The sequence below is a fragment of the Planktothrix sp. PCC 11201 genome, assembly GCF_900009135.1.
In the GTDB taxonomy this organism is placed as follows: domain Bacteria; phylum Cyanobacteriota; class Cyanobacteriia; order Cyanobacteriales; family Microcoleaceae; genus Planktothrix.
Map to the genome: position 1 here is coordinate 110801 of NZ_LT797693.1, position 25648 is coordinate 136448.

Annotated in this window: 25 protein-coding genes; 18 read left to right on the forward strand and 7 right to left on the reverse strand. The window is 38.8% G+C overall.

Annotated elements, in window-relative coordinates:
• Positions 1-94: 94 nt before the first annotated feature.
• Positions 95-382, reverse strand: coding sequence for a DUF2949 domain-containing protein (locus PL11201_RS27285; protein ID WP_079677550.1), 288 nt, complete (start codon positions 380-382; stop codon positions 95-97).
• 374 nt (positions 383-756) lie between these two features.
• Here PL11201_RS27285 and PL11201_RS05220 point away from each other — a divergent pair, with 374 nt between their 5' ends.
• Positions 757-1113, forward strand: coding sequence for a DUF362 domain-containing protein (locus tag PL11201_RS05220; protein ID WP_079677551.1), 357 nt, complete (start codon positions 757-759; stop codon positions 1111-1113).
• Between the two features lie 141 nt (positions 1114-1254).
• Here PL11201_RS05220 and PL11201_RS05225 read toward each other — a convergent pair whose 3' ends face one another.
• Positions 1255-2628: a GH1 family beta-glucosidase gene (locus PL11201_RS05225; protein ID WP_079677552.1), complete on the reverse strand. Its 1374-nt coding sequence runs from the start codon at positions 2626-2628 to the stop codon at positions 1255-1257.
• Between the two features lie 299 nt (positions 2629-2927).
• Between PL11201_RS05225 and PL11201_RS05230 the strand changes: the two genes are divergently transcribed.
• Positions 2928-3557, forward strand: coding sequence for a hypothetical protein (locus PL11201_RS05230; RefSeq protein WP_144017676.1), 630 nt, complete (start codon positions 2928-2930; stop codon positions 3555-3557).
• A gap of 105 nt (positions 3558-3662) precedes the next feature.
• Here PL11201_RS05230 and PL11201_RS05235 read toward each other — a convergent pair whose 3' ends face one another.
• Positions 3663-3857 (reverse strand): hypothetical protein, encoded by a 195-nt coding sequence (locus PL11201_RS05235; RefSeq protein WP_079677553.1) that lies wholly within the window; start codon positions 3855-3857, stop codon positions 3663-3665.
• A 248-nt stretch (positions 3858-4105) separates the two neighbouring features.
• On the opposite strand from PL11201_RS05235, the gene PL11201_RS26415 reads away from it, so the two are divergent.
• From PL11201_RS26415 to PL11201_RS05285, 10 genes are read left to right on the forward strand one after another with little or no spacing between them, the layout of a single operon-like run.
• Positions 4106-5473 (forward strand): PDDEXK family nuclease, encoded by a 1368-nt coding sequence (locus PL11201_RS26415; protein WP_159451515.1) that lies wholly within the window; start codon positions 4106-4108, stop codon positions 5471-5473.
• Positions 5473-7104: a Cas10/Cmr2 second palm domain-containing protein gene (locus PL11201_RS05245; RefSeq protein ID WP_079677554.1), complete on the forward strand. Its 1632-nt coding sequence runs from the start codon at positions 5473-5475 to the stop codon at positions 7102-7104. The genes PL11201_RS26415 and PL11201_RS05245 overlap by 1 nt, the downstream gene beginning before the upstream one ends.
• A gap of 3 nt (positions 7105-7107) precedes the next feature.
• On the forward strand, positions 7108-7791 hold the full coding sequence (locus PL11201_RS05250) for an RAMP superfamily CRISPR-associated protein (RefSeq protein WP_079677555.1): 684 nt from the start codon (positions 7108-7110) through the stop codon (positions 7789-7791).
• Positions 7788-9479: a type III-D CRISPR-associated RAMP protein Csx10 gene (gene csx10, locus PL11201_RS05255; RefSeq protein WP_079677556.1), complete on the forward strand. Its 1692-nt coding sequence runs from the start codon at positions 7788-7790 to the stop codon at positions 9477-9479. Before PL11201_RS05250 ends, csx10 begins: the two co-directional genes overlap by 4 nt.
• Positions 9472-11082 (forward strand): RAMP superfamily CRISPR-associated protein, encoded by a 1611-nt coding sequence (locus PL11201_RS05260; RefSeq protein WP_079677557.1) that lies wholly within the window; start codon positions 9472-9474, stop codon positions 11080-11082. Before csx10 ends, PL11201_RS05260 begins: the two co-directional genes overlap by 8 nt.
• Positions 11063-11710 carry a Uma2 family endonuclease gene (locus tag PL11201_RS05265; RefSeq protein WP_079677558.1) on the forward strand — a complete coding sequence of 216 codons (648 nt, stop codon included), beginning with the start codon at positions 11063-11065 and terminating at the stop codon, positions 11708-11710. The genes PL11201_RS05260 and PL11201_RS05265 overlap by 20 nt, the downstream gene beginning before the upstream one ends.
• A 12-nt stretch (positions 11711-11722) precedes the next feature.
• Positions 11723-12334, forward strand: a complete 612-nt coding sequence (gene csx19 / locus PL11201_RS05270; protein ID WP_079677559.1) for a type III-D CRISPR-associated protein Csx19 — start codon at positions 11723-11725, stop codon at positions 12332-12334.
• A complete protein-coding gene (locus PL11201_RS05275; protein WP_079677560.1) occupies positions 12331-12912 on the forward strand; it encodes a Uma2 family endonuclease in 582 nt (193 codons plus the stop codon). Before csx19 ends, PL11201_RS05275 begins: the two co-directional genes overlap by 4 nt.
• Positions 12913-12939: 27 nt before the next feature.
• On the forward strand, positions 12940-13398 hold the full coding sequence (locus PL11201_RS05280) for a DUF29 domain-containing protein (protein ID WP_079677561.1): 459 nt from the start codon (positions 12940-12942) through the stop codon (positions 13396-13398).
• Positions 13399-15681 carry a TIGR03986 family type III CRISPR-associated RAMP protein gene (locus PL11201_RS05285; RefSeq protein ID WP_079677562.1) on the forward strand — a complete coding sequence of 761 codons (2283 nt, stop codon included), beginning with the start codon at positions 13399-13401 and terminating at the stop codon, positions 15679-15681.
• Between the two features lie 96 nt (positions 15682-15777).
• Here the strand turns inward: PL11201_RS05285 and PL11201_RS05290 are convergent, their stop codons facing one another.
• Positions 15778-18195: a CHAT domain-containing protein gene (locus tag PL11201_RS05290; protein ID WP_079677563.1), complete on the reverse strand. Its 2418-nt coding sequence runs from the start codon at positions 18193-18195 to the stop codon at positions 15778-15780.
• A gap of 210 nt (positions 18196-18405) precedes the next feature.
• Positions 18406-18600, reverse strand: a complete 195-nt coding sequence (locus PL11201_RS05295) for a heavy-metal-associated domain-containing protein (RefSeq protein ID WP_079677564.1) — start codon at positions 18598-18600, stop codon at positions 18406-18408.
• A 200-nt stretch (positions 18601-18800) separates the two neighbouring features.
• Here PL11201_RS05295 and def point away from each other — a divergent pair, with 200 nt between their 5' ends.
• The 5 genes from def (at position 18801) to PL11201_RS05320 (ending at position 21757) form a co-directional block, all read left to right on the forward strand.
• Positions 18801-19364: a peptide deformylase gene (gene def / locus PL11201_RS05300; RefSeq protein ID WP_079677565.1), complete on the forward strand. Its 564-nt coding sequence runs from the start codon at positions 18801-18803 to the stop codon at positions 19362-19364.
• 16 nt (positions 19365-19380) lie between these two features.
• The gene (locus tag PL11201_RS05305; RefSeq protein ID WP_079677566.1) at positions 19381-19584 is read left to right on the forward strand and encodes a hypothetical protein; all 204 of its coding nucleotides are present in this window, start codon (positions 19381-19383) and stop codon (positions 19582-19584) included.
• Positions 19585-19682: 98 nt separating this feature from the next.
• The gene (locus PL11201_RS05310; protein ID WP_079677567.1) at positions 19683-20621 is read left to right on the forward strand and encodes a ribonuclease Z; all 939 of its coding nucleotides are present in this window, start codon (positions 19683-19685) and stop codon (positions 20619-20621) included.
• Between the two features lie 244 nt (positions 20622-20865).
• On the forward strand, positions 20866-21267 hold the full coding sequence (locus tag PL11201_RS05315) for a response regulator (RefSeq protein ID WP_079677965.1): 402 nt from the start codon (positions 20866-20868) through the stop codon (positions 21265-21267).
• A 40-nt stretch (positions 21268-21307) separates the two neighbouring features.
• Entirely contained in the window at positions 21308-21757 is a 450-nt protein-coding gene (locus PL11201_RS05320; protein WP_079677568.1) for a variant leucine-rich repeat-containing protein, read from the forward strand.
• 93 nt (positions 21758-21850) lie between these two features.
• Here PL11201_RS05320 and PL11201_RS05325 read toward each other — a convergent pair whose 3' ends face one another.
• Both PL11201_RS05325 and PL11201_RS05330 read right to left on the reverse strand, forming a co-directional pair.
• Positions 21851-22981 (reverse strand): FAD-dependent oxidoreductase, encoded by a 1131-nt coding sequence (locus tag PL11201_RS05325; RefSeq protein ID WP_079677569.1) that lies wholly within the window; start codon positions 22979-22981, stop codon positions 21851-21853.
• 58 nt (positions 22982-23039) lie between these two features.
• The gene (locus PL11201_RS05330) at positions 23040-24695 is read right to left on the reverse strand and encodes an ABC transporter ATP-binding protein (protein WP_079677570.1); all 1656 of its coding nucleotides are present in this window, start codon (positions 24693-24695) and stop codon (positions 23040-23042) included.
• A 197-nt stretch (positions 24696-24892) separates the two neighbouring features.
• On the opposite strand from PL11201_RS05330, the gene psb32 reads away from it, so the two are divergent.
• On the forward strand, positions 24893-25615 hold the full coding sequence (psb32, locus tag PL11201_RS05335) for a photosystem II repair protein Psb32 (RefSeq protein ID WP_079677571.1): 723 nt from the start codon (positions 24893-24895) through the stop codon (positions 25613-25615).
• The last annotated feature ends 33 nt before the right edge of the window (positions 25616-25648 follow it).

Consider the following 25648-nt stretch of genomic DNA (forward strand, 5'->3'; position numbering starts at 1 on the left):
TGTTGAAATCTTCTAATTAAACATTCTGACATAGACAAAATTTAAAAAATTGGATTTAAGACATTTTCTCAAAATGGTTTAACAAGAGAGGAAACTACGCTACCAGCGAAACAGAGATATGTATAGTTTCATCCACAGACTGGGAATAATCAGGATAAGAATACATGACTGATTTCGCTTCCATAATGCTGCCAAATCGTTCTAACCAATCAAAAATTCGATCCAGTTGTTCAAGTGTAATTAATCCATACTGCCATAGGATCATCGGTAACTGACCTGAATCCTGTTCGGGGTGGCGCAAAGCCGTGGCAATTGAGGACGCGGGGATCGCTAACTCCCAGCGTAAAAATTGAATCAGTTGTGCTTGTTTGGGTGAAATCATTTTGGGGTTCCTACAAATAGGGAATAAAAAAGTTATATCGGGCGTAGAAATTAAGTTCTACAGTATTAATTGTACCGAAAATCAAGGGCTACTCAGTGACAGATATCCGATGAACCCTGTGATTAAATCTAGCTAATTATGTGATCATCATCACATGGCAAACAATAACTACACTCAGTTTCTACAAGATTTTATTTTGGGGGTTGAATTGAGACAATGCTATCACTTTTTGGCTGAACATCGCTTTTTGATGGTACTATAGAAGTTAGGGTATCTTTGCTGAAAACTGTTGAATAAAAATCAATTCATTAAAAAAATATTAAAAATTCCCAAATTTGATTAATTGTTGAAATGTAACGATTCTTGTGGCATTTATGAGAAATTCTATCGTTCAGGGCGTCAAAACAGCAGAATTTATCGAAAAATTGGGTTTAAAACCCCGTCATGAAGTAGAAGGGGTTTGTTCTCCGATGTCTCTGGGTGAAATTGTTCGTCGTCATGGGATGGATCAAATTTTAGGGGACGGGATACGGATTTTGGATGCGGATACCCTCCCTTTAACCGAATATCCGAATTTGTCCCCTCAACCCGTGCGGTTTAAATCGATGTTCGCCCCCAGCTTATTAACGCAGGTGGACTGTCGCATTAGTATCGGTGCGTTTAAACGGACAATTCTCAACGGAAACCCTTTAATTTCTGCATCCTTAAAAAATTTATTTAGACCGGATTGATCAACTTCGCCAATCAAAAATCACCCCAACTTAGAACAAACTATCACAAAATTAAACAAATCTTGGATTTCGTTGGCTCTGTTTTTGAATATACATTATTCTTTAAGTTTTTCCAGACTTTCCCTAGGCTTAAAGATGAGGTTAAACGACCCGATTTTGCCGAATACATTCAGCATACCATTGAAAACTGGCTTTCGGAATCCGTTTTTGTGTGGGATAATCCACATAAATTAATCCAAAACGGCGCTGATATCCCCAAGCCCATTCAAAGTTATCCATTAAGCTCCAAACAAAATATCCTTTTAGGGGATATCCTTCAACAATAGCCCGATGTGCTGAGTGAAAATGCTGACGTAAATACATAATCCGATCAGTATCAATTACCTCGACCTTTTGGTTTAATTCATCTTCAGCAGCACAGCCACTTTCTGTAATTAGAATAGGTAAATCTGCTCGGTTTAAGGTTTCGCTAATATGACGAATTCCCCAATAAATACATTCAGGAACAATATTCAACCAAGGCATATTCATTCGGGGATATCCTTTAGGTAATCCGAGAAATTCAAACCCCATAGGATTGTCGGAAGCGCGGACATAGGTAGCCGAGTAAATATTTAATCCTAATTGGTCTAAAGGTTGATGAATAATTTCTAAATCTCCGGGTAATATATCCGGGGCTTCATTACCTAATAATTCCAGTAAAGCCGGACTATAGGAACCTGTTAAGGCGGGAACCGTAATACCACCATTTTGACCACATAAATGAAAGGCTTTTTGGGCGGCTAAAATATGTTCTGGGGTTTCCGCAATCGGAACCGTTACCGCACAATTATCGACTAGAGAAATAGTACAAGGAACGGGAGAATTAGCTCTAATTGCTTGTACTCCCAATCCATGGGCTAATAGGGCATGATGGGAGGTTTGCCAAACTTCTTTGGGACGGGAAACAACGGTTCCGGGTGCATGGGGGGGAATGGCATTTACTTGATAGCCTAAATGGGTAAAACAGGGAATTTCATTAATCGTCATCCAATGGGTAATGCGATCGCCCAATTGACTCACCACAACCGCTACATAATCAGCAAAATCCTGAGCCATTTCTCGACTGCGCCATGACCCATATAAATCCTCCAAAGCCTGGGGACTATCCCAATGAAATAAAGTAGCATGGGGGGTAATTCCATGGTTTAATAAAGCATCAACTAGCCGTTTATAAAAATCAATTCCGGCTTGATTGACAGCACCTCTACCATTGGGAATAATTCGCGGCCAAGCGATACTAAATCGATAATGTTTAATCCCCAATTCCACCATCAATTGAATATCGGTTTCATAACGATGATAATGGTCGCAAGCGTTTTCCCCTGTGTCTCCATTTAAAACCCGTCCGTCGGTGAGACTGAAGGTATCCCAGACACTCGGTAGACGACCCCCCTCCCCAACAGCCCCTTCAATCTGATAGGATGCGGTAGCGGCTCCCCAGATAAAATCCAGTGGAAATTGATCACTTACCATTGACACCAAGCTCCTTAAATAATCATTTAACTTTGATTAAAATGGTTCCAGAAATCTATTGAAAATAAGGAACCGTTTGATTTAAATATAGTTTAACAGGGGATAGGGCAAGTGATTGTCACTGAGGGAATAGAAGAATAATTTTTACGTTTAGGTTTGATGATTTTATAGTATTTAAGGATATTCTAAAGAAGTGTTAGAATCAAGGAATAGCCATATCACACCGGACGGGGGTTGCTCCCAAGTCAAATCAAAGGGTAAATTCCTGATACCTAAAAAATCCTAATTCAATGAGGACTATGATGCTAAACCGATTCAAAGCGATTTATAGGATAGTGATTTTGAGTTTAGGGTTGGTTTTCCTACTGGGAATCACACCTACTTGGGCTGCTCAGTCCCTCCCTGAACCCAATGCTCAAGGTAACTATGTGAGCCTATCTTCCCATCTATATTGGCAAGTTGTTGATGCCGATCCGAATGGATTGAATTGTCGGATGGGAAATTCCAGCATTGAAGAAATTTGGAATCCTGATAACCCTGGATTTCCGAGTATTAGTAATTGGCCAGTGGTCGCCACATTTAAACCCGATGAGATTTTTCGAGCGCAAGTGAGTTATAGTGGCTTTGTTTTTACCAGAGATGATCAATTTTTACCTTGGATTTTTGTTAAGAAAAAACTTGATGGCACACCCGCAAACTGTTTTGTCCGGGCAAATAGTGCATTAATTAAACCCGTTGAAGAACCAAAGAATAATAATATTTCCACGTCGCCCGTCGAAACTCCAAAAGAGAACAATATTTCTATCCAACCCGTTGAAACTCCACCCGTTGAAATCCCTCCTGATACCAACGTTGTTGAAACTCCACCCGTTGAAACTCCTCCTGATAATAACGTTGTTGATAATACGGAACCCCTTATCGACTTGTAAGTCTCTGGTGGTTTCTAAGGTCTATTGAGAAACCGTTGTGATAAAAACTGTAGGGGTTTGGTCTTCAAACCCCTGGGGTTCATTCCTATAGCAATCAGCCATCAATCAGGGTTTAATCTGGCACATCGGGATCAATTCCCGATTAATATATCCAGCGGCTCCCAGTGCATCAGTTAGAGCCGCAGCCAGAGCGGGTTGTTGAACATTTTCCACAGGATCATCGGGTAGTACGAAGTTAGCGGGTAGAGGTTCCCAGGTAATAGTTGGTTTGGCTTTTATATAAGGGGCTTCAAGTACCATTTTATTAACCCTCAACCAGAAATATTTGTGCAAATTTATTGATATTATAGCAACAGATATTAGAAGATTGTTCTCATTACTTGGTGATTAGTTCTCAGCCAGAAGATGTGGACAAATGACATGAGTTCTGCCGAGAGTCAGGAAACCTCCAATGTTTAAGGTGGATTTGCCTGGAGAGTGAAGGATAGCGATCACATTTTTTACTACTTAAATTATGTTCACCAGTTAACCTAAATTTAGAGGAATTTATGACCAGTACAAATCCGTTAGATTGGGAATATCATCAAGTCGATCATCTGTTTTTGTTGATTGGTGAAAATCCTTTGCCGAACTATGTGGCGGCAAAGACATTACTGAGAGAAGGTGGTAAGCCTTATCTAGTTTACAGCGAACATACTTTTGAGGCTTACAAGCGTCTGAAAGAAGTTTTAGATATTACTGAAGAAGAAAAAGTTGAGCTTTGGAACAACGAAGCTAATGCGTTTAAAATTCAAAAAGCTATCAAAGACAAAGTAAAACAACTTAAAAAAGACTACCCCAAAAAAACAAGATTTGGATTGAACTATACGGGTGGGACAAAAGCAATGGCTGTTCATGCCTATCAAGCTTTACTTGACCCAGAATTAAAACTATCTGAAGAACCTCGCTTTAGCTACCTTGATCCTCGTAGCTTACAAATGATGTTTGATCGAAATAACGGTCAATCAATTGGCAGACCAGTTCCAACTGAAAAATTAGATATAAAAGGAGAAACTCTTTTTAGTTTGCATGGATTGCGATGGAAAGGAGATAAACCAATTAGTGAGTCGAAATGCTTGGATGCTGCGAATAATCTGATAGACCTTTATCTAAAAATAATAGAAAACAACGAGAAGCAGTATCATAGTAGTCTAAGCAAGGTAGATGAAACAACTAGGGAATGGCAAGATTGGTGTAAAAAGGTAATGACCCCCAAAACTTGGGAGTATAAGAGCGATAAAAAATATTCTGATTGGAAAGATGAGGAGGTACTTGAAAAAGTGGAACTTGACTTGACGACAGCACCAACAGCAATTAAAGACATTTTAATTCCATGTTTTGGGGTAACAAAGGATATTTTTTCACTTAAAACTGCAAAAGAAAAAGGAGGGTTTGAAAAAATACACCATGTTTGCGAATGGTTGAACTGTGGGTGGTTAGAACACTATGTCTTGTCAGAAGTAGGAAAGATATCTGTAAAGCCACCAATCCATGCCGAAGCCGCTTCATTTAATATTGTAGATATTAAGCAAAAGTCAGATGAAGTGTGGGATAAGTTTCAATTTGATGTTGCTTTTATGCGGGGCTATCAATTTTTTGCCATATCTTGTACGACTTCTAGCATAGTTGATGTATGCAAAGAAAAACTTTTTGAAGCTTATGTTAGAGCTAGACAATTAGGAGGTAGTGAAGCAAGGGTTATTTTAGTTTGCTTTAATAAAAAACCAGAAATAATAGCTGACACTTTCTTGTCTCTGATAAAAGATCAAAAAATAGCTGTGTTCGGACGCAAAGATATTAAGAACTTATCCAAAGCTATTGAAAAGTGGATTGAAAAATTGGATGAAGATGTAAAAAAATACAGGGGGTCAGTTTAATGAGCCAGTATATCGCCACAGTTATTGATACAACAGGAATTCAGAAGTACATCTTTGGTAGCAACCGACTAAAAGAAAATATCGGTGCTTCCCACTTAGTAAAGTTGGCAACAACTGATTGGGTTGAGGAGTTCCTGAAAGATTTTGGTGTTGACAAAATTCATATTCCTAAACCAGAAGAAAATCAATTAGAACCACGCATAACTCAAGAGGAAAATTTGGTAGCTGAGTTAATTTATGCGGGTGGCGGCAATACCGTTTTGCTGTTCCGAAATCTTGAAGAACACGCTAGAAAGTTCACTCGCAAGCTAACTAAAAAATTATTAGAAGAAGCACCAGGACTTAATCTTGTAATTGCTCATCATCCTTTTGATTGGGAACGGCAACTATTACAAGATATAATGGAAAACCATCTAATTAAATGCCAGTTAGATGCTCAAAAAAGACAACCCAGACCTTCTGTTCCATTATTGGGTTTAGGTGTAACAGCAACTTGCAAGTCAACTGGATTAGTGGCTGTAGAAAATACTGAGGATAAATATGGAATTCCCAAAGGCGAGGGCTATCTTGCTTCGAGAGAAATCGTTGCAAAACTAAAAGCAGCCAATGACGCTAATAGTGAACTTGAGCAGATGCTCTTTAACAGTAAATATAAGGTGGCTCGTGATGTGGATGATATGGGTCGCTCAGAACAAGAAAGCAGTTATATTGCTGTGGTTCACGCTGATGGTAACAGAATGGGCAAGCGATTTGAAGATTATGGAAAAGCAGAGTCTAAAAACAAACCGATTCCAGACGCAAATCGAGATTTCATTATTGCCATGCGAAAACTATCTTGGGCAGTGCAAAAAGCTGGGAAGCAAGCTTTAATAGCTACGGCTGATTTGCTTATCAAGGCTATTGATAAAGACAATAAAGTTGCGGGACAGTTTCAGATCAAAGATAATTATTTACCTTTTCGTCCTATTGTTTATGGAGGTGATGATGTTGTATTTGTCTGTGATGGTCGCATTGGTTTACCTTTAGCAGCTAAGTTTTTAAAAGCATTTGAAGAAGAAACTAAAGATTTACCTGATGGAAAAGGTAAAGCTACAGCTTGTGCGGGGATAGCGATTGTTAAAACTCACTATCCTTTCTCAAGAGCTTACGAACTTTGCGAACAATTATGCAGCAACGCGAAAAAGTTTTTGCGGAAAGAGACGGACGATTACTCAGATAGAAAACTAATTTTTTCTGCTCTTGATTGGCATATTGCTGCTAGTGGTTTATTAGGTTCAATTGGAGAAATTCGAGAACGAGAGTATCAAAACGGAAATTTAACAACACGACCTATGCGATCGCACGAATATACTGATTTCTGGCTAACTTGGACTGATTTTGCAGAAGTTGTCAGAGCCTTTAATGAAAAAGAACCTTGGAAGGATAAACGTAATAAAATTATTGCACTTCGAGAAGTTTTACGCGAAGGTATAACCGCAACAGAGCAATTCCTTAAAGCTTACGCGATAGATGAGTTACCCGCTTTCCCTAAAGCTAACTCCTCTCTCAAAGAAAAAGGTTGGGATAGAGGTCATTGTCGTTACTTTGATGCGATCGAAGCAATGGAATTTTATATCCCATTAGGAGAATAACTTATGTACGCAATTAAAATCCAACTATTGAGCGATACAACCTTTGGACGAGGAGATGGAGTTGCAGGTTTAATTGACTCAGAAGTAGAACACGATCGCGATGGTTTTCCCTATTTGAGAGGACGTACACTTAAAGGATTGCTAAGTGAAGAATGCGATAACCTCGTTCTTTTACTTCCAGAAACTCAGCGTCAAGAATGGCTGAAAGTTAGAAATACTTTATTTGGTGAACCAGGAAGTACCAACGAAACAATGGCAAAAATGCACGTTGGTGACGCTTGTTTACCTCAAGATTTACGCGATGCTGTGGCAGATCAACAACAAGAAGATGAATTTCCAACTCGTGAGGATGTCCTTGCGTCCTTAACTGCTATTCGCCAACAAACGGCGATCAATCCTGAAGATGGCGTACCAGCCGAACATAGCTTGAGGTCATTTCGAGTTGTAATCCACGATCCTATTGATGCAGCCCCTAGTTTTGAGGCTCCTTTGTTCTTTGATGAAAGTCCCACACCAGAAATGCTGGCACTTTTAGGAGTAGGTATGCTCGCACTTCGACGCATCGGAAGCGGACGAAACCGAGGCAGAGGTCATGTAAAATGTACCCTCTATTACAAGGACAAAGATAACAATATTGATGAGGACATTACTACAAAAAATATTAACTATTTTGAGGGGGTTAAATGAAAGCCGTTACTTTTTTGCTTCATACACAGCAACCGATTCTTGCTACATCATTACAAGGCGATCCAAACAGCGATGTTTCTCATCCTTATATTCCTGGCAGCATGATTCGCGGAATGCTAATTAGTCGCTACCTGCGGCAATATCCACCTACACAAGCTGATATTTTGGATAATGATGATGTAAAAAGGTTGTTTTTTGACGGCAAAAACTGCTACTTAAATGCTTATTTTTGTGACTTTGATAAAGCCAAGCCACTTGATAGTGAAAACCAAAAACGAACTTTACCGACTCCTCTTTCATTGTATAAAGAAAAAGGTCAGGAATTAGATAGAGGAGTCTGGGATTTTAGCCAAATTGCAATTAACAGAAGACCCGACTCACCTCAACGATTAGAGCAAGGTTTTTGTTTGGTTGATGATAGTTCTATTACTGTCTATCAAGAAAAACGTAGAATTAACATTCACAATCAGCGAAACCGTCAACGGGGTAGAGGAAATGAAAGCAGTGGTGCAGTATTTCGCTATGATGCCATTGATGCAGGACAAACTTTTCAAGCTGTAGTTTTATGTGACTCTGACCAAGATGCTGAAATGATTAAATCTTTACTGCAACCTGAAAATGAAACAGAAAAAATTAACACTTGGCTAGGTGGTTCTCAAAGTGCAGGTTACGGTCATGTCACGATTGAGTTATGGTCTAAGCAAGATGATTGTAATGATAAAGATGATCGTAATCATAAAAACGACTGGAATGAGGTTAATAAAAGCTGGGAAGACAGGAAGGAACGCCAAAATAATTTAACTGTTACACTCCTCAGTGATACAATTTTACGGGATGAGTGCGGTCAACATACTACTGATCCGCAAGAATTAGTTAAGTTATTGTGTGATGAATTAGGGTTAACTCTCAAGCATATAGACACTTATGCCAGCAGTACAATTGTCGGTGGATTTAACCGCAAATGGGGTTTGCCTTTACCGCAAGTTCCAGCTTTTGCAGCCGGAAGTGTGTTTGTCTTTAAGTCAGAAAAATTAGATGTAGAAAAAGTTAAGAATTTAGAAATTCAAGGAATAGGTGAAAGGCGAGTAGATGGTTTTGGTCGTATAGTCTTTAACTGGTTAATAGAAGAAAGTATTTTTTCTGCTAGTAAATATGTAGGCTCGACAGCCAGTAATCAAGAAGAAGAAAAGTCTTTGAGTTCAGAATCAGAGAAACTAGCTAAAAGAATGGCAGTAAGACTACTAAGGCAAAAATTAGATGAATTGTTATTAGAACAAGTTAAGAGTAATACACCTGAAAATTCAAGCAAAATCAAAATCGAAAATAGTCAACTGTCAAGGTTGATGATTGTAGCCAAAAAAGCGTTAACTGAGGGCAAGCCAGATCCACTTTACGAATTACTGGGTAGAGAGGAAAATTCAGATAATTTGACTAAAGCTGCTCGCACTCAGTTTAAACAAACTGAGATGAGTAACGGTAAAAAATTAGATGAACAAATTAGAGATTGGTTAAACAATCCTGAAAGTTTGATTTTATCCTGGGGGTCAAAACATATAGTTGGAAATAAGCCAGGAGTTACTATTGCTAGTCAATCTAAAACTCTGGATAATCAGTTATCACTAGAATACACCCTCCGTTTAATTATTGCAGTTACTAAAAAAATGATTAAGGATAAAAACAATGACTGAACTTTATAGAAAAGACCATCGATTGATTACTAAACGCATTATTGTACGCGGTACATTAGTGCTTGATACTCCCACTTGTTTAGGTACTGGAGATGCAGATAGTCCCACCGATTTACCATTGCTGCGAGATAGCCTTGATGATAAATATGCTTTACTGACAGGTTCATCTATAGCTGGTGCTTTGCGGAACTATTTGCGAGAGCGAAATAAAGGATATGGAAAAAGCGATCGCCGCTACGATTCAGCAGCTTTACTATTCGGCGATCTTTTTTCTTATAAGGATGAACAGAATATAACTGATGAAGTAGAAAGAATAAAACTAAGAGAGCAAGATACGCAAAGTCCATTAATTATCAATGATGCGATTAGCACTAAACCCATCCAATCTGAACTCAGAGATGGAGTAAAAATTAATAGCATTACTCGGACTGCTGTTGATAAAGCTAAGTATGATTTAGAGTTACTACAAGCTGGTACTGAATTTCCTCTTGGTTTTGAATTGTTGATTGAGAAAAATGATAATGAACAACAATTAATTAAAGCTCTTGCTTTAGCACTCCAAGGCTTAGAACCTAATAATAGTTCAAAAAGTGGAGAAATTTCTCTTGGTATGAAAAAACGGCGGGGTTTTGGTCGCTGTCATGTCAAAGAATGGCAGGTTTGGAATTTTGATCTAACGGATGCAAGCGATCGCACAGCTTGGTTGAAATTCGAGCATTGGCGCACAGGTTTATTTCCTGAAATTTCAAGTTATTCATCAATTAAAGACGCATTTACTCAAGCTAATATTAATAAAGTAGATTTCGATGAATTAGAGAAAGAAGATAAACGCGATCGCTTCACCATCAACGCCACATTTAACCTCGCCAGTCCCTTACTTATTCGTTCTGGTCAAGCAGAAACGGGACGCGCACCTGATGTTGTGCATTTGAAATCTCATCGACCTAAAAAAGAGAGTGAAAACGAACCCGATCCAAGTCAACAAAATTTAGTTCCTATTATTTCTGGTACAAGTTTAGCAGGAGTATTGCGACATCGTGCTGAACGGATTGTTAAAACGCTTCAGTGTTCATTTGGTCAAAACCCGGAATGTGACGAAGAACCGGAAATTGTCCAATGTATTTTTGGGGATGTCAATAAAAAGCGATCGCAAGCAAGCCGTCTAATTGTCCATGAGAGTACCATCAATCATACAACTGATTTAGTACAAACTCGGATTGCGATTGATCGTTTTACTGGTGGTGCTTATCACGGAGCTTTATTTCAAGAACAACCAGTTTTTGCCAACAATGATAACAAACTTGAATTAAAGTTGGAATTACGCAACCCTAAAGAACACGAAATTGGCTTACTGTTACTACTACTTAAAGATCTCTGGACAGAAGATTTACCCGTTGGTGGTTCTAGTAGTGTTGGGAGAGGACGACTGAAGGGAAAAGAGGCTAAAATGACTTGGAAAGATTCAACCTGGGAGATTAAACAAAATGGTGATGATTCCCTTGAAATAACTCCAGAAAGTGACAAAGAAAAACTAAAAGATTATGTATCAGAACTGGTAAAATACATTAAGGAGAACAATAATAATGAGCAAAGCAATTCTTAAAACTCCTGAAATTTTAACTGAAATTTGGCAACCGATTGGTTGGCAAGATTTTCAACAGTTAGAGAATCAACCTGAATATGAAAAAGCTAGGTTTTATTATGATCATGGTTACATGAAAATTGAAATGAGTCCCCTTGGTATTAATCACAGCAGAGATAATTCAGTAGTGGCGCGATTAATTAGTTTATTTGCCACCTTGAAAAATATTCCAGTGGTCGAGTTTACGAATGTTACTCTAAGAAAAACTCCTATACAAGAAAGCCAACCCGATTCAGCATTTTATCTGGGAGAAATTTCTAACCCTCCCCCTCGCAGTAACGAGCCGATTGATTTAAACCAATATACACCGCCAACTTTAGTGATAGAAATTGCCTCAACAACTCTGAGTGATGATTTGGGAGAAAAACGGTTACTTTATGAGCGCTTAGGGATTGGTGAATATTGGGTAATTAACACCAATAACGCTAATGTTACTGCTTTTAAAATGATTGATGGAGGAAGTCGAGAAATACGAGTCTCTCAAGTTTTACCCCCCCTGCAAATTTCAGTCGTTGAAGAAGCTTTGGAGCGCAGTAGAACTTCTGATGACGGGGAAGTAAATCGCTGGTTAATTCAACTGTTTAGTTAATGAGGTAGATCAATGAATAAACCCATTTGTGAGAATATCGATGATGTTAGCAAAATTGAGAGCAATTTAAAAGGATGGTTAGAAGAAAAAGCGAAAGATCATCATCTTCAATACTTACTGGCTCATGCTGATGATGGAGTCATTTGGGGAAGATTTGAAACCGATGGAACACTAATTACTCACACTGAACCACAACATTTATTTCCACAAAATAATTTTGCTAAACTCAGATGGTTAACGCTTCAGCAATGTCGAATATTTAGTAAAACTTCTGAGATTATGCTTTGGAAAGTAAATGGTCAACCCCAAAGCCGTTTGATCATTGAACCAGAAGGTACAGACTTTATCTGTGAACCTCAAATACTTTGGGGAACTCATGGTCAAAAAGATAAAGAAAACGGGTTTACTTTACTATGGGACGGACAGCAAGGTTTGAGGCACGCTGTCCCATTTACAGATATTGAGTTAGAGAGCGATTGCAAACTTAAAAATAGAGTGCGTTTGGAAGTTCACCACTATATTAATTATGATAATAGTAGTGGAGTGGCGAGAATTTATTTAAGTCGATTGGTAGATTTAGAATCCGTTAAAATAGAAAGTGAAAAATTGAGGAAAAAATTATGATTGCTGAACCCCAATATCCTCAAAAAATGACAGCGGAAGAATACCTAGAATGGGAATCTAAGCAGGAGCTTCGCTATGAATATATTGACGGCGAAATTTTGGCAATGACTGGAGGTACTCTTTCCCATGCTAAAATTTACCTCAACTTATACAGGGCTTTGTATCCTCATTTACGTCAAAGGGGTTGTGAAGCCTATGTATCCGATGTTAAAGTTCAGGCTAGTGAAAAAAGTCGTTATTTTTATCCTGATTTAGTAGTAACTTGCGACCCAGAAGATTTGAAAGCCCATGACTTTATTCAACATCCTAAAGTTATTGTTGAGGTGCTTTCTCCGGGTACAGCAAGTTATGATCGCGGTGACAAATTCAAGTATTATCGTCAGATTCCGAGTTTACAAGAATATTTTTTAGTAGATTCTGAATCCATTTCTGTTGAAGTTTATCATCGAGGGGAGGGAAAAATGTGGCTTTATTATGCTTATATGGATGGGGAGATGGTCAGATTAGAAAGCATTGAGTTTGACTGCGCGATTGAAAGTTTGTATGAAGGGGTTATATTAGGAAATAAATCAGAGTAGTTAATTTAGTTACTGAGGAGCAAAAGCATGGCTGAAATAATACCAAAAAATGACACGCTTTATGAGCAAGATTTTGTAGCCTGGTGTGAAGATACTGTGGCTAAACTTAGAAAGCGGGATCTTGATTACCTAGATTTTGATAATTTAATTGAGGAGGTGGAGAGTTTGGGAAGAAGCGATCGCCGAGAATTAAGAAATAGATTGATGGTACTCTTTGCTCATATTCTAAAACGAATGTATGTCAATAGCACAGAAAATTACAATGGCTGGGAAGTAACTATTCTTGAACAACGGCGACAAATTCGGTATTTATTAGAAGACTCTCCCAGTCTCAAACCTTATCTAGCAGAAATATTAGCTAAAGTCTATGCTAATGCGTTAGAGAGTGTTCGATTTGAGTATAAACAAGCAGAGTTTCCTGATACTTGGCAATTTGATGTTCAAACTGATGTACTTTTATCTAAAAAATATTGGGAGGATAAGTAAATGAGTCCTAAGCATATTAAAAAAATCAACGATGAACGTCGTGCTGTTGCACCTTATAATTTTGTTGAATTACCCGATCAAGTTGTTACAGTTGAACCTAATTCTTTACCCAGTGGCGATCGCTATCATCCAAATCGACATACGGGCAGAATTAAATGTACTTTAACTACAGAATCTCTTATATATACTCGTTGTGGTTGGAGTCCAAAAGATTTTGCTAAATATGGAGAAATGGCATTTAAAGATTTGCCTGATGAGATCCAAAAACTGAGAGCAAACTTTTTTATTAACCCTGCAACTCATCAACTTATGATTCCAGGTAGTAGTATTCGGGGAATGCTGCGAACTTTGGTTGAAATTGTAAGTTTTAGTAAGATTGAGCGAGTGACTGACAAGAAATTATTCTACCGATCACTCGGCGATCCCGCTTTGAAAGAGATTTACCAAGCTAACTTTGTTGACAACCTTGGAGATGCACAGCATTCACCAAATCCTAAAGCTCCTTGCTATCACTCTAAAGTTCGTGCCGGTTTTTTACGCAAGCGTGGTAATTCTTATTTTGTTGAAGAATGTGGATACGGACGTATTGATAGAAATGTAATTAATACAGTCATTGTTAATAAACCTAATATTCCAAGTAAACCGCTCTATCAAGGATCTAGTCCGGCAAAAACGCCAAGCTGGAACTACCAGCATGAAACTATTTATGTTGACATTGATCCATCGGAGCAAGATCACTTTTTTATTCGACAAACTAATAACAATGGAAAACAGAGACACCCTGACCTTTATTTACGCTTTCGTAAAGTTCACTCGGCTAGTTTTACTCCTGCACTAACATTAAAGCAAGGTACATTGGTAATAACAGGAGATATGCAGCACAAACATCTGGAATTTGTGTTTTTAGATGAAAAGTTAAATGAAGATCCATACCCAGTTGATGAAAATATAATCAGGCGTTTTCAAGATGACGATCAGCTAACAAAGTGGCAAGAAAAAGCCTATCCTAAAGATAAACCATCTCATGCTTGTCGTCAGAAGGACGGATATCTTCGAGATGGAGAACCTGTATTTTTTTTACTTGATGAAAATTCACAAGAAGACAACAAAAACATTAGATTTTTAGGGAGGGCGCAGATGTTTCGCTTCCCTTATCCTTCCTCTCCCTTAGAGTTTGTGGCTGAAAAATTACGGGATAAATCTGAAACTGATATTGCAGAAGCTGTCTTTGGTTATATAGATGGCAAAAAACCGCGAAAAGAAGCCTACGCTAGTCGAGTATTTATAACTGATGCGACACTTAAACTAGATCAGGAGAAACCAGATCAGAAGGAAAAAGTACAAGTTAGTCTTAATAAAGAACCTCAGCAAATTCTGCTTTCTAGTCCAAAACCTACTACATTTCAGCATTATTTGGTTCAACCTAAAAAAACTAATGCTCTGAAAGAGAATCTAAAACACTATGCTAGTCAGACTCCAACTGATACAGAACCAGGAGAAACTGTTATTCGAGGACATAAATTGTACTGGCATAAACCTTGTCAAATAGAAGTTCCAAGTGATGCTTCAGATAATCAAACCAGTTTAGTTAAACCTATTGATCCAGAAATTGAATTTACTTTTAATATTCACTTTGAAAATTTGAGTGATGTCGAATTGGGTACTTTGCTTTGGGTATTAAGTCTCAGCAGCGATAAATTGCAACAACTGGAAACTGGTAAACCTGATGAACAATACTGCTTTTCTCTGGGGATGGGTAAACCACTGGGAATGGGTGCGGTAAAAATTGATTATAAATTACACTTGAGCGATCGCACCGCACGCTACAGTCAATTATTTAATGGTGATGGATGGTCACAAGATGAAAAAGAACAAGATGAAGTAACTCAAGCAGAAATAAACTGTATCAGTGAATTTGAAAACTATGTCCTTGATCGCATTAGTGAAAATGACTATCCAGATAACCAAAACAGACAACAGCTTGAGCATCTAAATCAAATACCACGAATAGAGATGCTCTTAGCAATGTTGCAATGCGATCCCCCTAAAGAAGCAGCTTATATGGAACTTGAGAAATTTAAGGATAGAAAAGTGTTACCTACACCCTTAGATATTAGGAAAATTGAGGATAAGCGTCGCTTTCCTACGAATAGCACTACCTCCTCAAAAACAGCATCAAAACCAAAACCTCAAAAAAAAAGTGATCGCCCTAAACAAGAACCTGAAAACAAAGTTAACTTAGCCACACAACGAGTGCCTAGACCCCCAAAACCAAAGTTTTGAAATGCGATCGCACCCTTCCTATTTGCTAAACCCCTAAAACTTGATTTTCCTAACAAACTAATCTACATTTTTACCTTGAGAAGAAGGGTTCATCGTCTATTTTTCTTCTTTCAATAATAATTGCCAATCTCGAATTAACTCCTTAGACCACATCCAATTTTGAGATAATTCATTAGGTTCAAATTTAGTAGGTGCTTCACTCATCACTTTATTACTAAATTTAACCGCTTTACTCAACATAAACTCTTTTTCTTTACTAGGCAAAGTTTGAGCAAATCTCCACCAAACTAAGGAAATTCCCGCATAAGCAGTTAACTTATCTTGTTGTTGAACTTGAGACTGGATATTATTAGCAGTTCCTGGTATAATTTTCCCTGACAAAGTAGGTTCCTCAACCTCTAAAACTTGCATCCAAACTTGATAGGCGTTTTCTAACTTTCCTTCGGTATAATAAGCAAAACCCAAGGCGTTTTTATACTTCATAGATTTAGGATCTTGTTGAACTGCTTTTGCCCAATGTCGTCGCACGTCATCAATTTTATATTCCGTACTTCCCCTTTGAATAGATTGCCAAGCTAACCGACCATGAAGAAAATTAACAATAGGATTATTCAAATCTTGAACCTGCACCGCAGCTAAGGCGGCTTTAGCTTTTTGTAAGGCTCCTCTATCTAATAATTCTGTAGTTGCTTCTTCTGCCGATAATAGATTTCTCTGATAAAATTGTTCAACGGCAATTCCTAAAACATAATCAGTATTTGCTGTTTTTAAATCCGTAGCTTGAGGTTGATTTGAGTTAACAGTAACTGAAGGAGTTTGTCTATCACTGGCTAATTTCTTTGATTGTAAAGCCATATTTTGCCACCACAAAGCCCCAAAACCCAAGGGAATTAGCAAAAATGGTAAAACCCAGAATAATCGTTTTCCCTTAAATAAATTAACCGCACTTAAACCCGATAGAAAGGTTTTAGAATCAGAGGTTAAAGACTTATTTGTAATGGTTTTTGACGGTGAGTTTAAAGATAAAAAAGGTGTTTTTTCTGATTTTAAATTGGGTATTGATTCGGTTTTTGTTGGGGGATTTTCAACCTTTGATTTACTTAGAAAATCTCCAATAAAATCAAGACCATCTGAATCATTATCTAAATTATCTTCATAAACAATATCATCTAATAGACCTTCGATATTATCATCATTCATGCTATCCAATTCGGATAATGATAGAGTTTTAGTGGTAGATTTTGGCTTCAAATCTTGTTCTGCTGAAGCAGAAGGCAAAGGTAAAAATTCCTGTTCTTCGAGAATCGAATTATTAGCTTGACTGGCGGTTAAATACCCATTAAATTCCCGATGTAAATATAAAATGGGCAATGCCCAATATAATTGATCGGAACCATAGGCAGAAATTAATCCTTGTCTGGCTCGACTTAAACTTAAATCAATCGGATAACCCTGATTTAGATTTCTATATAATAATCGCGTTAAGGTCAGTGCCACATCATCAGGAATCCGTTCCGCCATGGCTAACACCCCTGGAATACCGCGCTTAACGGCATATTCAGCTAAATTTAATTGCTCGGTATCATCGCTAACATTTGGTATATTTCGATATGCTCCCCGACAGGAATTTAACACCACCATTTGTACGCCATTATTAACTAATAATCCGGCTAAATCATCGCCATTTAGAGTTTCTGTTAATCCGGTTCGACGACTAACTAAATATAATTCTCCCCCGGATGCCCCTAAATTACTATGTCCGGCATAATGAAATACTTGATATTCCCCTTGTTCTAGGGCTTGGGTGAGTTGTTCTCGGTCAGGTTGTTCTAAAATAGTTAGTTGAATATCGGGGGTGATGGGTTCTATAAAATTGCCGTTACTTCGTCTATTTTCCCGTCGCAATTCTTCTTGTAAATGTAATACTTCCCGCTTTAGTTGTAGCGTTTCTTGGTCAGTGGGCGCGGCAATCGCAATTAAAATTTTTAAGGGTTGATTTGGTTTTCTAACTTGGGTTTGAAGAATAGAATTTATCCCGGGTTGGTAACGGGAAAATCCCACATCTGTTCCCGTCGCCATCGGACGATCTCCGGCGTGTAATACTTCCCAAGGTAAACTCGATAACCGTTTGCCTTTTAAGCCTAAGCGTAATTGTAATAATTCTTGGCGATTTTGGGCGATCGCTTGGGCGCAAGTCCAACTATCGTGTAACGTTCCTTGAAATAAGCCATGATAAAGCTGTTGACCCAATTCGACTAAACTTAATAGAGGCGGATCACTGGTGGATTGAGTTTCGATTGTTTGGCCCAAACCCCGAGAACGACGAACTGTTTGGCCCTCCAATAGACCTAACAGGGGATCATTCATTAATTGACGAGCCTGGGCTAACCATTCGTCCACAGGCCATTTAACTTGTTCTTCGGCTAAAGGAACACCGGATGCGACTTTTTCGGTGCGCACCAAATATTCATTATCTCCAACCGGGGTCACGGAAATATGGAATTCCTGAGTCATAAAAATCTATGACGGAAATGTAACTATTTTGCTCCTGAGTCTAGGGTAACTAATATTAGGCAAAGTAGTAAGCCCTTCAGGGCTTAATCCCCTAAACCTAACACTAATAAATTTAATCTGGTGGTTATTGGTGTTAGGTTTTGCGGCTAAGTTTAGGGAAGAAAGCCCTGAAGGGCTTACTACTTAGGACCAATCAAGAGCCAAAATTCCCTATTCGACGGTATGACCAACGGCGGTAATCGCTTCTTTGATTGCGGTTTCTGAGGGTGTACCGTTAATACTAACTATCTTTGTCTCTAAATTAATTGTAATATCAGCCTCAGCATCCAAAGATTTAATCGCCTTAGTAACAGTATTGGCACAGGCTTGACAAACTATAGAAGTAACTTTGATTTCAACGGTCATGGGTTTTGGTAGTAATCGACAATTCTAATGATTAACTTGCTCTACCATAAAAAATATTAAATGTCAAGTTGATTCGGGATAATTGTTGGTGATCGGTTGTTGGTTAACACCTCAACACCGGAGAAATGGGTGTTAATTGTTAAAATACATTAAGATATAGGGAGGATAATATTGTTTCAGAAGTTAAGAGCAACCCTTCTATGACCTCACAAGTTTTAGTTGAAAAGAAAAAGTTAGAAAAACCTCCCTTTGAGATTCACTATTTAGGCGATCGCGCCTTGAGAACCCCAGCAAAACGAGTTTCTCGCATTGATGATGAAATTCGTCAACTGGTGCGGGAGATGTTACAAACCATGTATAGTGCCGACGGTATTGGTTTAGCCGCGCCTCAAGTCGGCGTGAATAAACAGGTGATTGTGATTGACTGCGAACCGGATAATGCTGCTAACCCCCCTTTAGTCTTGATCAATCCGACTATTATTAAATCCAGTACGGAAATTTCACCGTTTCAAGAAGGGTGTTTGAGTATTCCGGGGGTTTATATGGATGTGACTCGCCCGGAAGTCGTGGAAGTGTCTTTTAAAGATGAAAATGGCAGACCGCGCACCCTAAAAGCGACGGAATTATTAGGTCGGGCAATTCAACATGAAATGGATCATTTGCATGGGGTTTTATTTGTGGATCGAGTGGAGAATAAATTGGCTTTAAATGAAGAATTGGCCAAACATAAATTCTCACCCAAAGCTGTTAAATTCGTTAAATAATATAGGATAATTAAAGATGGTCGGTACTCCAAAAAGCATGGTTTTATTATTGGGTTCTTGTGTAGCTGCGATCGCCTCTGTTGGTTCAGTTTTTGAATTATCTTCGGGAGATCCAGAACTGGGAAGTTTAACCACCAGTGTGATTTTGGCATTGAGTATTCCGTTAAGTATATTTCTATTTTTTGCTGCTGTTAAAGATGCTCAAATGAATCAAGAATAAACCTCTAGTAGTGAGCCCTTCAGGGCTTACTCCAGGAGTCGTGGCTAACCCATGGGGAGGATATCAAAATTAGGCTTGTTGACAATAGGTAGAGGTAAATGCAGATTACATTTTTAGGTACTAGCTCGGGGGTTCCCACGCGATCGCGTAATGTTTCCAGTATAGCTTTGCGTCTACCGCAACGGGCTGAAATTTGGCTATTTGATTGTGGAGAGGGGACGCAGCATCAATTCCTCCGCAGCGACTTAAAAATTAGTCAAATTAGCCGAATTTTTATTACCCATTTACACGGCGATCATATTTTTGGGTTAATGGGGTTATTAGCCAGTTGTGGGTTAGCAGGAAATCCCAAACGGATTGATATTTATGGGCCATCGGGATTATCCGAATATTTACAGGGTTGTGTTCGCTATTCCCAAACCCATTTTTCTTATCCGGTTAAAGTCCATACCATTCAACCCGGGATGATTTTTGAAGATGAAGAATATCAAGTGGTTTGTGGCCCGTTGAAACATCGAGTCCCAGCCTTTGGTTATCGAATTATTGAAAAGGATAAACCCGGACGATTTGATGTGGAAACAGCCCAAAAATTAGGGATTCCCCCCGGGCCAATTTATGCTCAACTCAAACAGGGACAGGCTGTAACCCTGGCCAATGGTCAAGTAATTCGGGGTAAGGAATTATGTGGCGAAGCCCAAGTGGGTCGCAAATTCGTCTATTGTACCGATACGGTATTTTGTGATGGGGCGGTAGAATTAGCGGAAAATGCAGATGTGTTAGTTCATGAAGCCACTTTCTCCCATCAAGATGCAGAAATGGCTTTTCAAAGATTACATTCTACCTCCACCATGGCGGCACAGGTAGCACTAGCTGCCGGGGTCAAACAATTAATTATGACTCATTTTAGCCCCCGTTATGCCCCCGGAAATTCAATTATTTTAGAGGATTTATTAACGGAAGCTAGAGCCATTTTTCCCCATACAGACATGGCTTATGATTTCCTCACCCATACAATTCCCCGTCGTCCCTCCCCGTAGTAAGCCCTTCAGGGCTTTCTTTATTTCCCCAGTTTTTGGAATAAGATTGAGTCCTGAAGGACTCACTACGCAACACTGAACTTTTCCATCCTTTTTTATCCTAACTGGCATCAAACAGGTTTTATTCAGTCATAGAGAAGGTTTCAGAACTCCTGAACTTATCCCTATCGACAGTTTAGCTGATATCGAACACACTTGAACTATAGATAGATGACATAGGGTTTCCCCAAGAGGTAAGACCATGATGAGAACCATTTTAGTTGTTGAAGATAATCTCGTTAACTGGAAAGTCTTTGAACGGATTTTAACCAGACGTGGCGGGTTACTGGCAAAACATACTGAAGATGTGGAAACCGTCATGGAAATGGCGGCAAACAAACAAGCGGATCTGATCTTAATGGATGTGTCTTTAACCAATAGTTATTATGAAGGGAAAGCCGTTGATGGGATTAAAATTACCCAAATGTTAAAAGCGAACCCCGCCACCGCTCAACTTCCAGTTATTTTAGTGACTGCCCATGCGACCACGGGCGATCGCGAAAACTTTTTAGCGCGTAGTGGAGCCGATGGTTATATTCCTAAACCCGTCGTTGATCATAAAGATTTTGTTGCACAAATTAAATCCAAATTACCCGCAGATGAATAAAAAAACTTTAATGTCATAAACTCAACCTTGGTCGAAAATTATGATTTTACCAGAGTGCATTATTCTGCAACAAGAAGCCGCCAACCCGGCAACTTCCTGTGAACGTTTAGTTCAACTGAGTCAAAGAAGTACGGAATTATCCCGACTGGTTGCTAATAATTCTAACGCCCCTTCCGAGGTCTTAAAAATCTTAGGACTTAGTGCGGATGTTGCCACTCGTCATTTGGTGGCTACCAACCCGAATACTCCTAAAGAAACCTTAATTGAGTTACTTAATGAGTTTCCTAAACCTGTTTTGAGTAATCCTCAATTTCAAGCTTTATGTTTAACTTCTCCCCAACTCCTACATCAAATTCCCGCCGCGACTCTACGCCTCTTAGTTCAGTTTAAAACAGCCCCAGAAAGTTTTCTGAACTGGGTCGAAAATCATTCTGAACCTGATGTTTTAGCGGGGCTTGATTTTTCTGCCAATACTGGACTCTCCAGTTAGAAATAACATACGATGGCATAGCCAACTTCTGAATTATCATTTAATTTTTAAATTTTTTATTCTATAAAAAAGTTTAATCTTTAATATTAAATTTCAAAACTGCTTCATAAACTTTTGATCAATATAATCTTTCCATCGCCAAAATAAAGAATTAGGCCCAAGATTCAACCCTCCTTTCGATGCGATCGCTTTTTTATCTCCTGTACCAATTAAAATTAAAAATTCTTTTTGAGGGATAAAGGGTTTTAGGGGTTTTTCTTGTAAACTTTGTTTTAAATTCTCAAATAAAGGTTGACCTTGGCGCACGGCAAAACCCCCCGCTTTAGGTCGAGGATAATTAACCATTGTGGCGATATCTCCGGCGGCAAAAACTTGGGGATGGGAAATAGATTGTAAGTAATGATTAACGAGAATAAATCCTCTTTGATCCGTTGTTAGTCCTGTTTCTTGAACCCAGGGAGACGCACTGGCTTGTGTTACCCAAAAAATGCGATCGCATTCTAGGGTTAACCCCGATGTACAGCTAATTATTTTAACCTGATTCTGCTCAATTTGATTAACGGTTTGATTTAAGTGTACATGAATATCACGATTTCTGAGAATAGTTTCTACCTTTTGACTTAAACGTTCAGATAATAGCCGATTACCACTATGAATCAGATGTAATTCTAACTGATTTAAAGGTTGATTAAATTGTTGATAAATTTGCATTAGATGGCTATGAATATTTAAAGCTAATTCAACTCCTCCCGCACCGCCACCCACAATCGCTAATCTAATTTTTTCTTGCGGATTTTGCTTAATTTCCTGAATTAATTGATCCCAGTATTGCAAAAATTGAGAAATGGGTTTAACAGGAATTGTATATTTGATCGCCCCAGGAATTGTTGAGGTTTTGGGAGTGCTACCAATATCAATAGATAAAATATCAAAGGGAATGGGAGCATTGTTTTTACAAATAACCTGATTTTTTGCTAAATCCAAACCAATTGCTGAATCAATATAAAGTTTAGCTTGAGCAAATTCAGCTAAGGACGGTAAATCAATATGACATTGATCGAAACTATAAAACCCGGCAATATACCCGGGTAACATTCCTGAATAGGGGGTTTGAATCACATCGGAAATCAAGGTTAATTCAACATTTGATAAAGGGTTAATCCCTAGTTGTTTTAAAGCGATCGCATGGCTATGTCCTCCACCGATTAAAACTAATTTTTTCATAATAATTTAGGTGGTTAACAAAGATAGAATAGAGGCGTAAACGCCTCACTACAAATGATTATTGTATTGTTTTGGCGAGGGAAGGAATAGCAGATAATAGGGTTTGGGTGTAGGGATGTTGGGGATTAGTAAATATGGATTCTGTTTCTCCTAATTCAACAATTTTACCACCATTCATGACCGCAATCCGATCGCATAAAAACCGAGCCACCCATAAATCATGGGTAATAAACAAATAGGTTAAATTAAATTCTGCTTTTAATTCTAACATTAAATCTAAAACTTGGGCTTGAATACTCGCATCTAACATACTTACAGGTTCATCACAAATCAATAATTGAGGACGGGTCATTAAAGCTCTAGCGATCGCTACCCGTTGTTGTTGTCCCCCCGATAATTCCCCCCCATACCGTTGATAATATTCCATTGCTGGTGTTAATCCCACCCTTTCTAACATGGCTAAAACTTGGGTTTTTGCTTCCTCTGGAGTTGCTAATTTATGAATAAAAAGCGGATCAGCAATACTTTCTCCCACCGTCATCATCGGATTCAAACAAGCATTGGGATCTTGAAATACCATCTGCATTTGACGGCGATATTTTCGCACCTGTTCAGAGGATAATTGAGTTAAATCTGTACCCAAAAATTCTACACTCCCATGGGTCGCCCGAATCAGTTGTAAAATTGTTCGGGAGAGGGTACTTTTGCCACAACCGGATTCTCCCACTAAACCCAATATTTCCCCAGGATATAATTCTAAATTAATCCCATCCACCGCCTTAATAACAGACGTTTTTTGCTTAGAAAAAAGTTGTTGAATAAATCCGGGTTCTAGGGTATAATATTGTTGTAAATTTTTAATTGATAATAAGGGTTTAGTCGCAGATGTACTTGTTTCCAAGCCAGGATTAACCGCTTTATTTTCAATATCCTGTAAATGTAAAGCCGACTTTAATAAGGATTGAGTATAGGGATGTTGGGGATTTTGAAACACCGTTTCTGATGATCCCATTTCCACCATTTTCCCTTGGTACATCACCGCAATTCGATCGCAATATTCCCCCACCATGGCTAAATCATGGGAAATTAATAAAATAGCCGTTCCCCGTTGTTCACACAGTCGAGTTAACTCCTGTAAAATTTGAGCCGAAACCGTCACATCTAAACTGGTGGTCGGTTCATCAGCTACAATTAATTTCGGGTCAAGTAATAAAGCTAAAGCGATCGCAACTCTTTGACGCATTCCCCCACTAAATTCATGGGGATATTGTGACCATCGGTTAGCAGGAATTTTTACCGATTCTAATACTTCTAAAGCCTTATTTTTAGCTTGGGAATTGGATAATTGAGGGCGATGGGCTTTGAGAGTTTCTAAACAATGATCACCAATAGTCATCAACGGGTCAAGGCGAGTCATGGGGTCTTGAAAAACCAGCGCCACCGCCTCCCCGCGAAACTTTTGCAACCGTTTTTCATCCATCCCAAACACTGGTTGTCCTTCAAACCGCACCTGTCCTTCAATTGCGCTGGTGGTGGGTAACAACCGCATCACCGCCCGGCCAATGGTGGATTTTCCGCAACCGGACTCCCCCACCAGTCCCAGACGTTCTCCCGGTTGTAGGGAAAAGCAGACATCATCCACCGCCCAAATTTGAGGAGATCGGGAGTGAGGATAGGCGACCCTCAGATGTTCAACATCAAACAAACTTGGCATAAGGTGATAGGGGAGAGATCAGTTCTAAGTTCATTGTTCATGGTTGCGGTGGCATTGACAATAGGTTAGGGATCTGGGTTTTGGCAAATAGGATTTTTCACCCGTCTTAATCGTCAACCGCTCAACCGCCAACTTACCCCCAGGATCTTGTATAGTTAATATCACCCAAGACTGTACTTATATCATCAATTTTGACCATGATACAACAGCTTAAAACAATATTAAATCGGGGAAATTTATTACCAGGATTCGTAATTTCCCTGATTTTAACAGTAATCCTAGGATTTTCAGCAACTCCTGCTTTAGCCACGGGAGTTTATCAAGTTCCCACCGTATCCTCCGGTGATCAAACCTGGGTTGTGGAACTCGATGGCGTTCTTAGCCGCAGTACGGAAGGACGTTTAAATAATAGCTTATCTGAGTTAGCTAAAAAAACCGGATATGAAGTTCGGTTTTTAACTATTCGCCGTTTAGATTATGGAGAAACCATTGAAACTTTTAGTGAAAAAGTCTTTCAAAAATGGTATCCGACTCCTGAAGTTGCAACTAATCAAACCCTATTAGTTTTGGATTTACTCACCAATAATGCCGCGATCCAAACCGGAGAAAAAACTAAATCCTTATTAACCGATGAAATAGCGGAAAGTGTGGTGGAAAAAACCCTAAAATATCCGCTTCGCAAAGGCGATAAATATAATGAGGCGTTTATTGCAGCGAGCGATCGCATCTCTACTGTTTTATCGGGAGAACCCGATCCCGGCCCCCCCATAGAACAAGATAATATTAGTGTGGAAAGCACCTTTAAATCCGCCGAAGAAACTGACGATGCCAGTGCTACAATTATAGTTGTGGTCTTGTTAATCGTGGCGACGGTAGTTCCGATGGCAACTTATTATTATTTCCAGGCAAATCGGAGCTAAAAATCAATATTTTTAGCAATGGTTCAGATCCCC

Excerpts from the sequence above, each read along its gene's own strand:
- PL11201_RS27285 (WP_079677550.1), bottom strand. The coding sequence starts at position 382 with ATGATTTCACCCAAACAAGCACAACTGATTCAATTTTTACGCTGGGAG.
- PL11201_RS05220 (WP_079677551.1), top strand. The coding sequence starts at position 757 with ATGAGAAATTCTATCGTTCAGGGCGTCAAAACAGCAGAATTTATCGAA.
- PL11201_RS05225 (WP_079677552.1), bottom strand. The coding sequence starts at position 2,628 with ATGGTAAGTGATCAATTTCCACTGGATTTTATCTGGGGAGCCGCTACC.
- PL11201_RS05230 (WP_144017676.1), top strand. The coding sequence starts at position 2,928 with ATGATGCTAAACCGATTCAAAGCGATTTATAGGATAGTGATTTTGAGT.
- PL11201_RS05235 (WP_079677553.1), bottom strand. The coding sequence starts at position 3,857 with ATGGTACTTGAAGCCCCTTATATAAAAGCCAAACCAACTATTACCTGG.
- PL11201_RS26415 (WP_159451515.1), top strand. The coding sequence starts at position 4,106 with ATGACCAGTACAAATCCGTTAGATTGGGAATATCATCAAGTCGATCAT.
- PL11201_RS05245 (WP_079677554.1), top strand. The coding sequence starts at position 5,473 with ATGAGCCAGTATATCGCCACAGTTATTGATACAACAGGAATTCAGAAG.
- PL11201_RS05250 (WP_079677555.1), top strand. The coding sequence starts at position 7,108 with ATGTACGCAATTAAAATCCAACTATTGAGCGATACAACCTTTGGACGA.
- csx10 (WP_079677556.1), top strand. The coding sequence starts at position 7,788 with ATGAAAGCCGTTACTTTTTTGCTTCATACACAGCAACCGATTCTTGCT.
- PL11201_RS05260 (WP_079677557.1), top strand. The coding sequence starts at position 9,472 with ATGACTGAACTTTATAGAAAAGACCATCGATTGATTACTAAACGCATT.
- PL11201_RS05265 (WP_079677558.1), top strand. The coding sequence starts at position 11,063 with ATGAGCAAAGCAATTCTTAAAACTCCTGAAATTTTAACTGAAATTTGG.
- csx19 (WP_079677559.1), top strand. The coding sequence starts at position 11,723 with ATGAATAAACCCATTTGTGAGAATATCGATGATGTTAGCAAAATTGAG.
- PL11201_RS05275 (WP_079677560.1), top strand. The coding sequence starts at position 12,331 with ATGATTGCTGAACCCCAATATCCTCAAAAAATGACAGCGGAAGAATAC.
- PL11201_RS05280 (WP_079677561.1), top strand. The coding sequence starts at position 12,940 with ATGGCTGAAATAATACCAAAAAATGACACGCTTTATGAGCAAGATTTT.
- PL11201_RS05285 (WP_079677562.1), top strand. The coding sequence starts at position 13,399 with ATGAGTCCTAAGCATATTAAAAAAATCAACGATGAACGTCGTGCTGTT.
- PL11201_RS05290 (WP_079677563.1), bottom strand. The coding sequence starts at position 18,195 with ATGACTCAGGAATTCCATATTTCCGTGACCCCGGTTGGAGATAATGAA.
- PL11201_RS05295 (WP_079677564.1), bottom strand. The coding sequence starts at position 18,600 with ATGACCGTTGAAATCAAAGTTACTTCTATAGTTTGTCAAGCCTGTGCC.
- def (WP_079677565.1), top strand. The coding sequence starts at position 18,801 with ATGACCTCACAAGTTTTAGTTGAAAAGAAAAAGTTAGAAAAACCTCCC.
- PL11201_RS05305 (WP_079677566.1), top strand. The coding sequence starts at position 19,381 with ATGGTCGGTACTCCAAAAAGCATGGTTTTATTATTGGGTTCTTGTGTA.
- PL11201_RS05310 (WP_079677567.1), top strand. The coding sequence starts at position 19,683 with ATGCAGATTACATTTTTAGGTACTAGCTCGGGGGTTCCCACGCGATCG.
- PL11201_RS05315 (WP_079677965.1), top strand. The coding sequence starts at position 20,866 with ATGAGAACCATTTTAGTTGTTGAAGATAATCTCGTTAACTGGAAAGTC.
- PL11201_RS05320 (WP_079677568.1), top strand. The coding sequence starts at position 21,308 with ATGATTTTACCAGAGTGCATTATTCTGCAACAAGAAGCCGCCAACCCG.
- PL11201_RS05325 (WP_079677569.1), bottom strand. The coding sequence starts at position 22,981 with ATGAAAAAATTAGTTTTAATCGGTGGAGGACATAGCCATGCGATCGCT.
- PL11201_RS05330 (WP_079677570.1), bottom strand. The coding sequence starts at position 24,695 with ATGCCAAGTTTGTTTGATGTTGAACATCTGAGGGTCGCCTATCCTCAC.
- psb32 (WP_079677571.1), top strand. The coding sequence starts at position 24,893 with ATGATACAACAGCTTAAAACAATATTAAATCGGGGAAATTTATTACCA.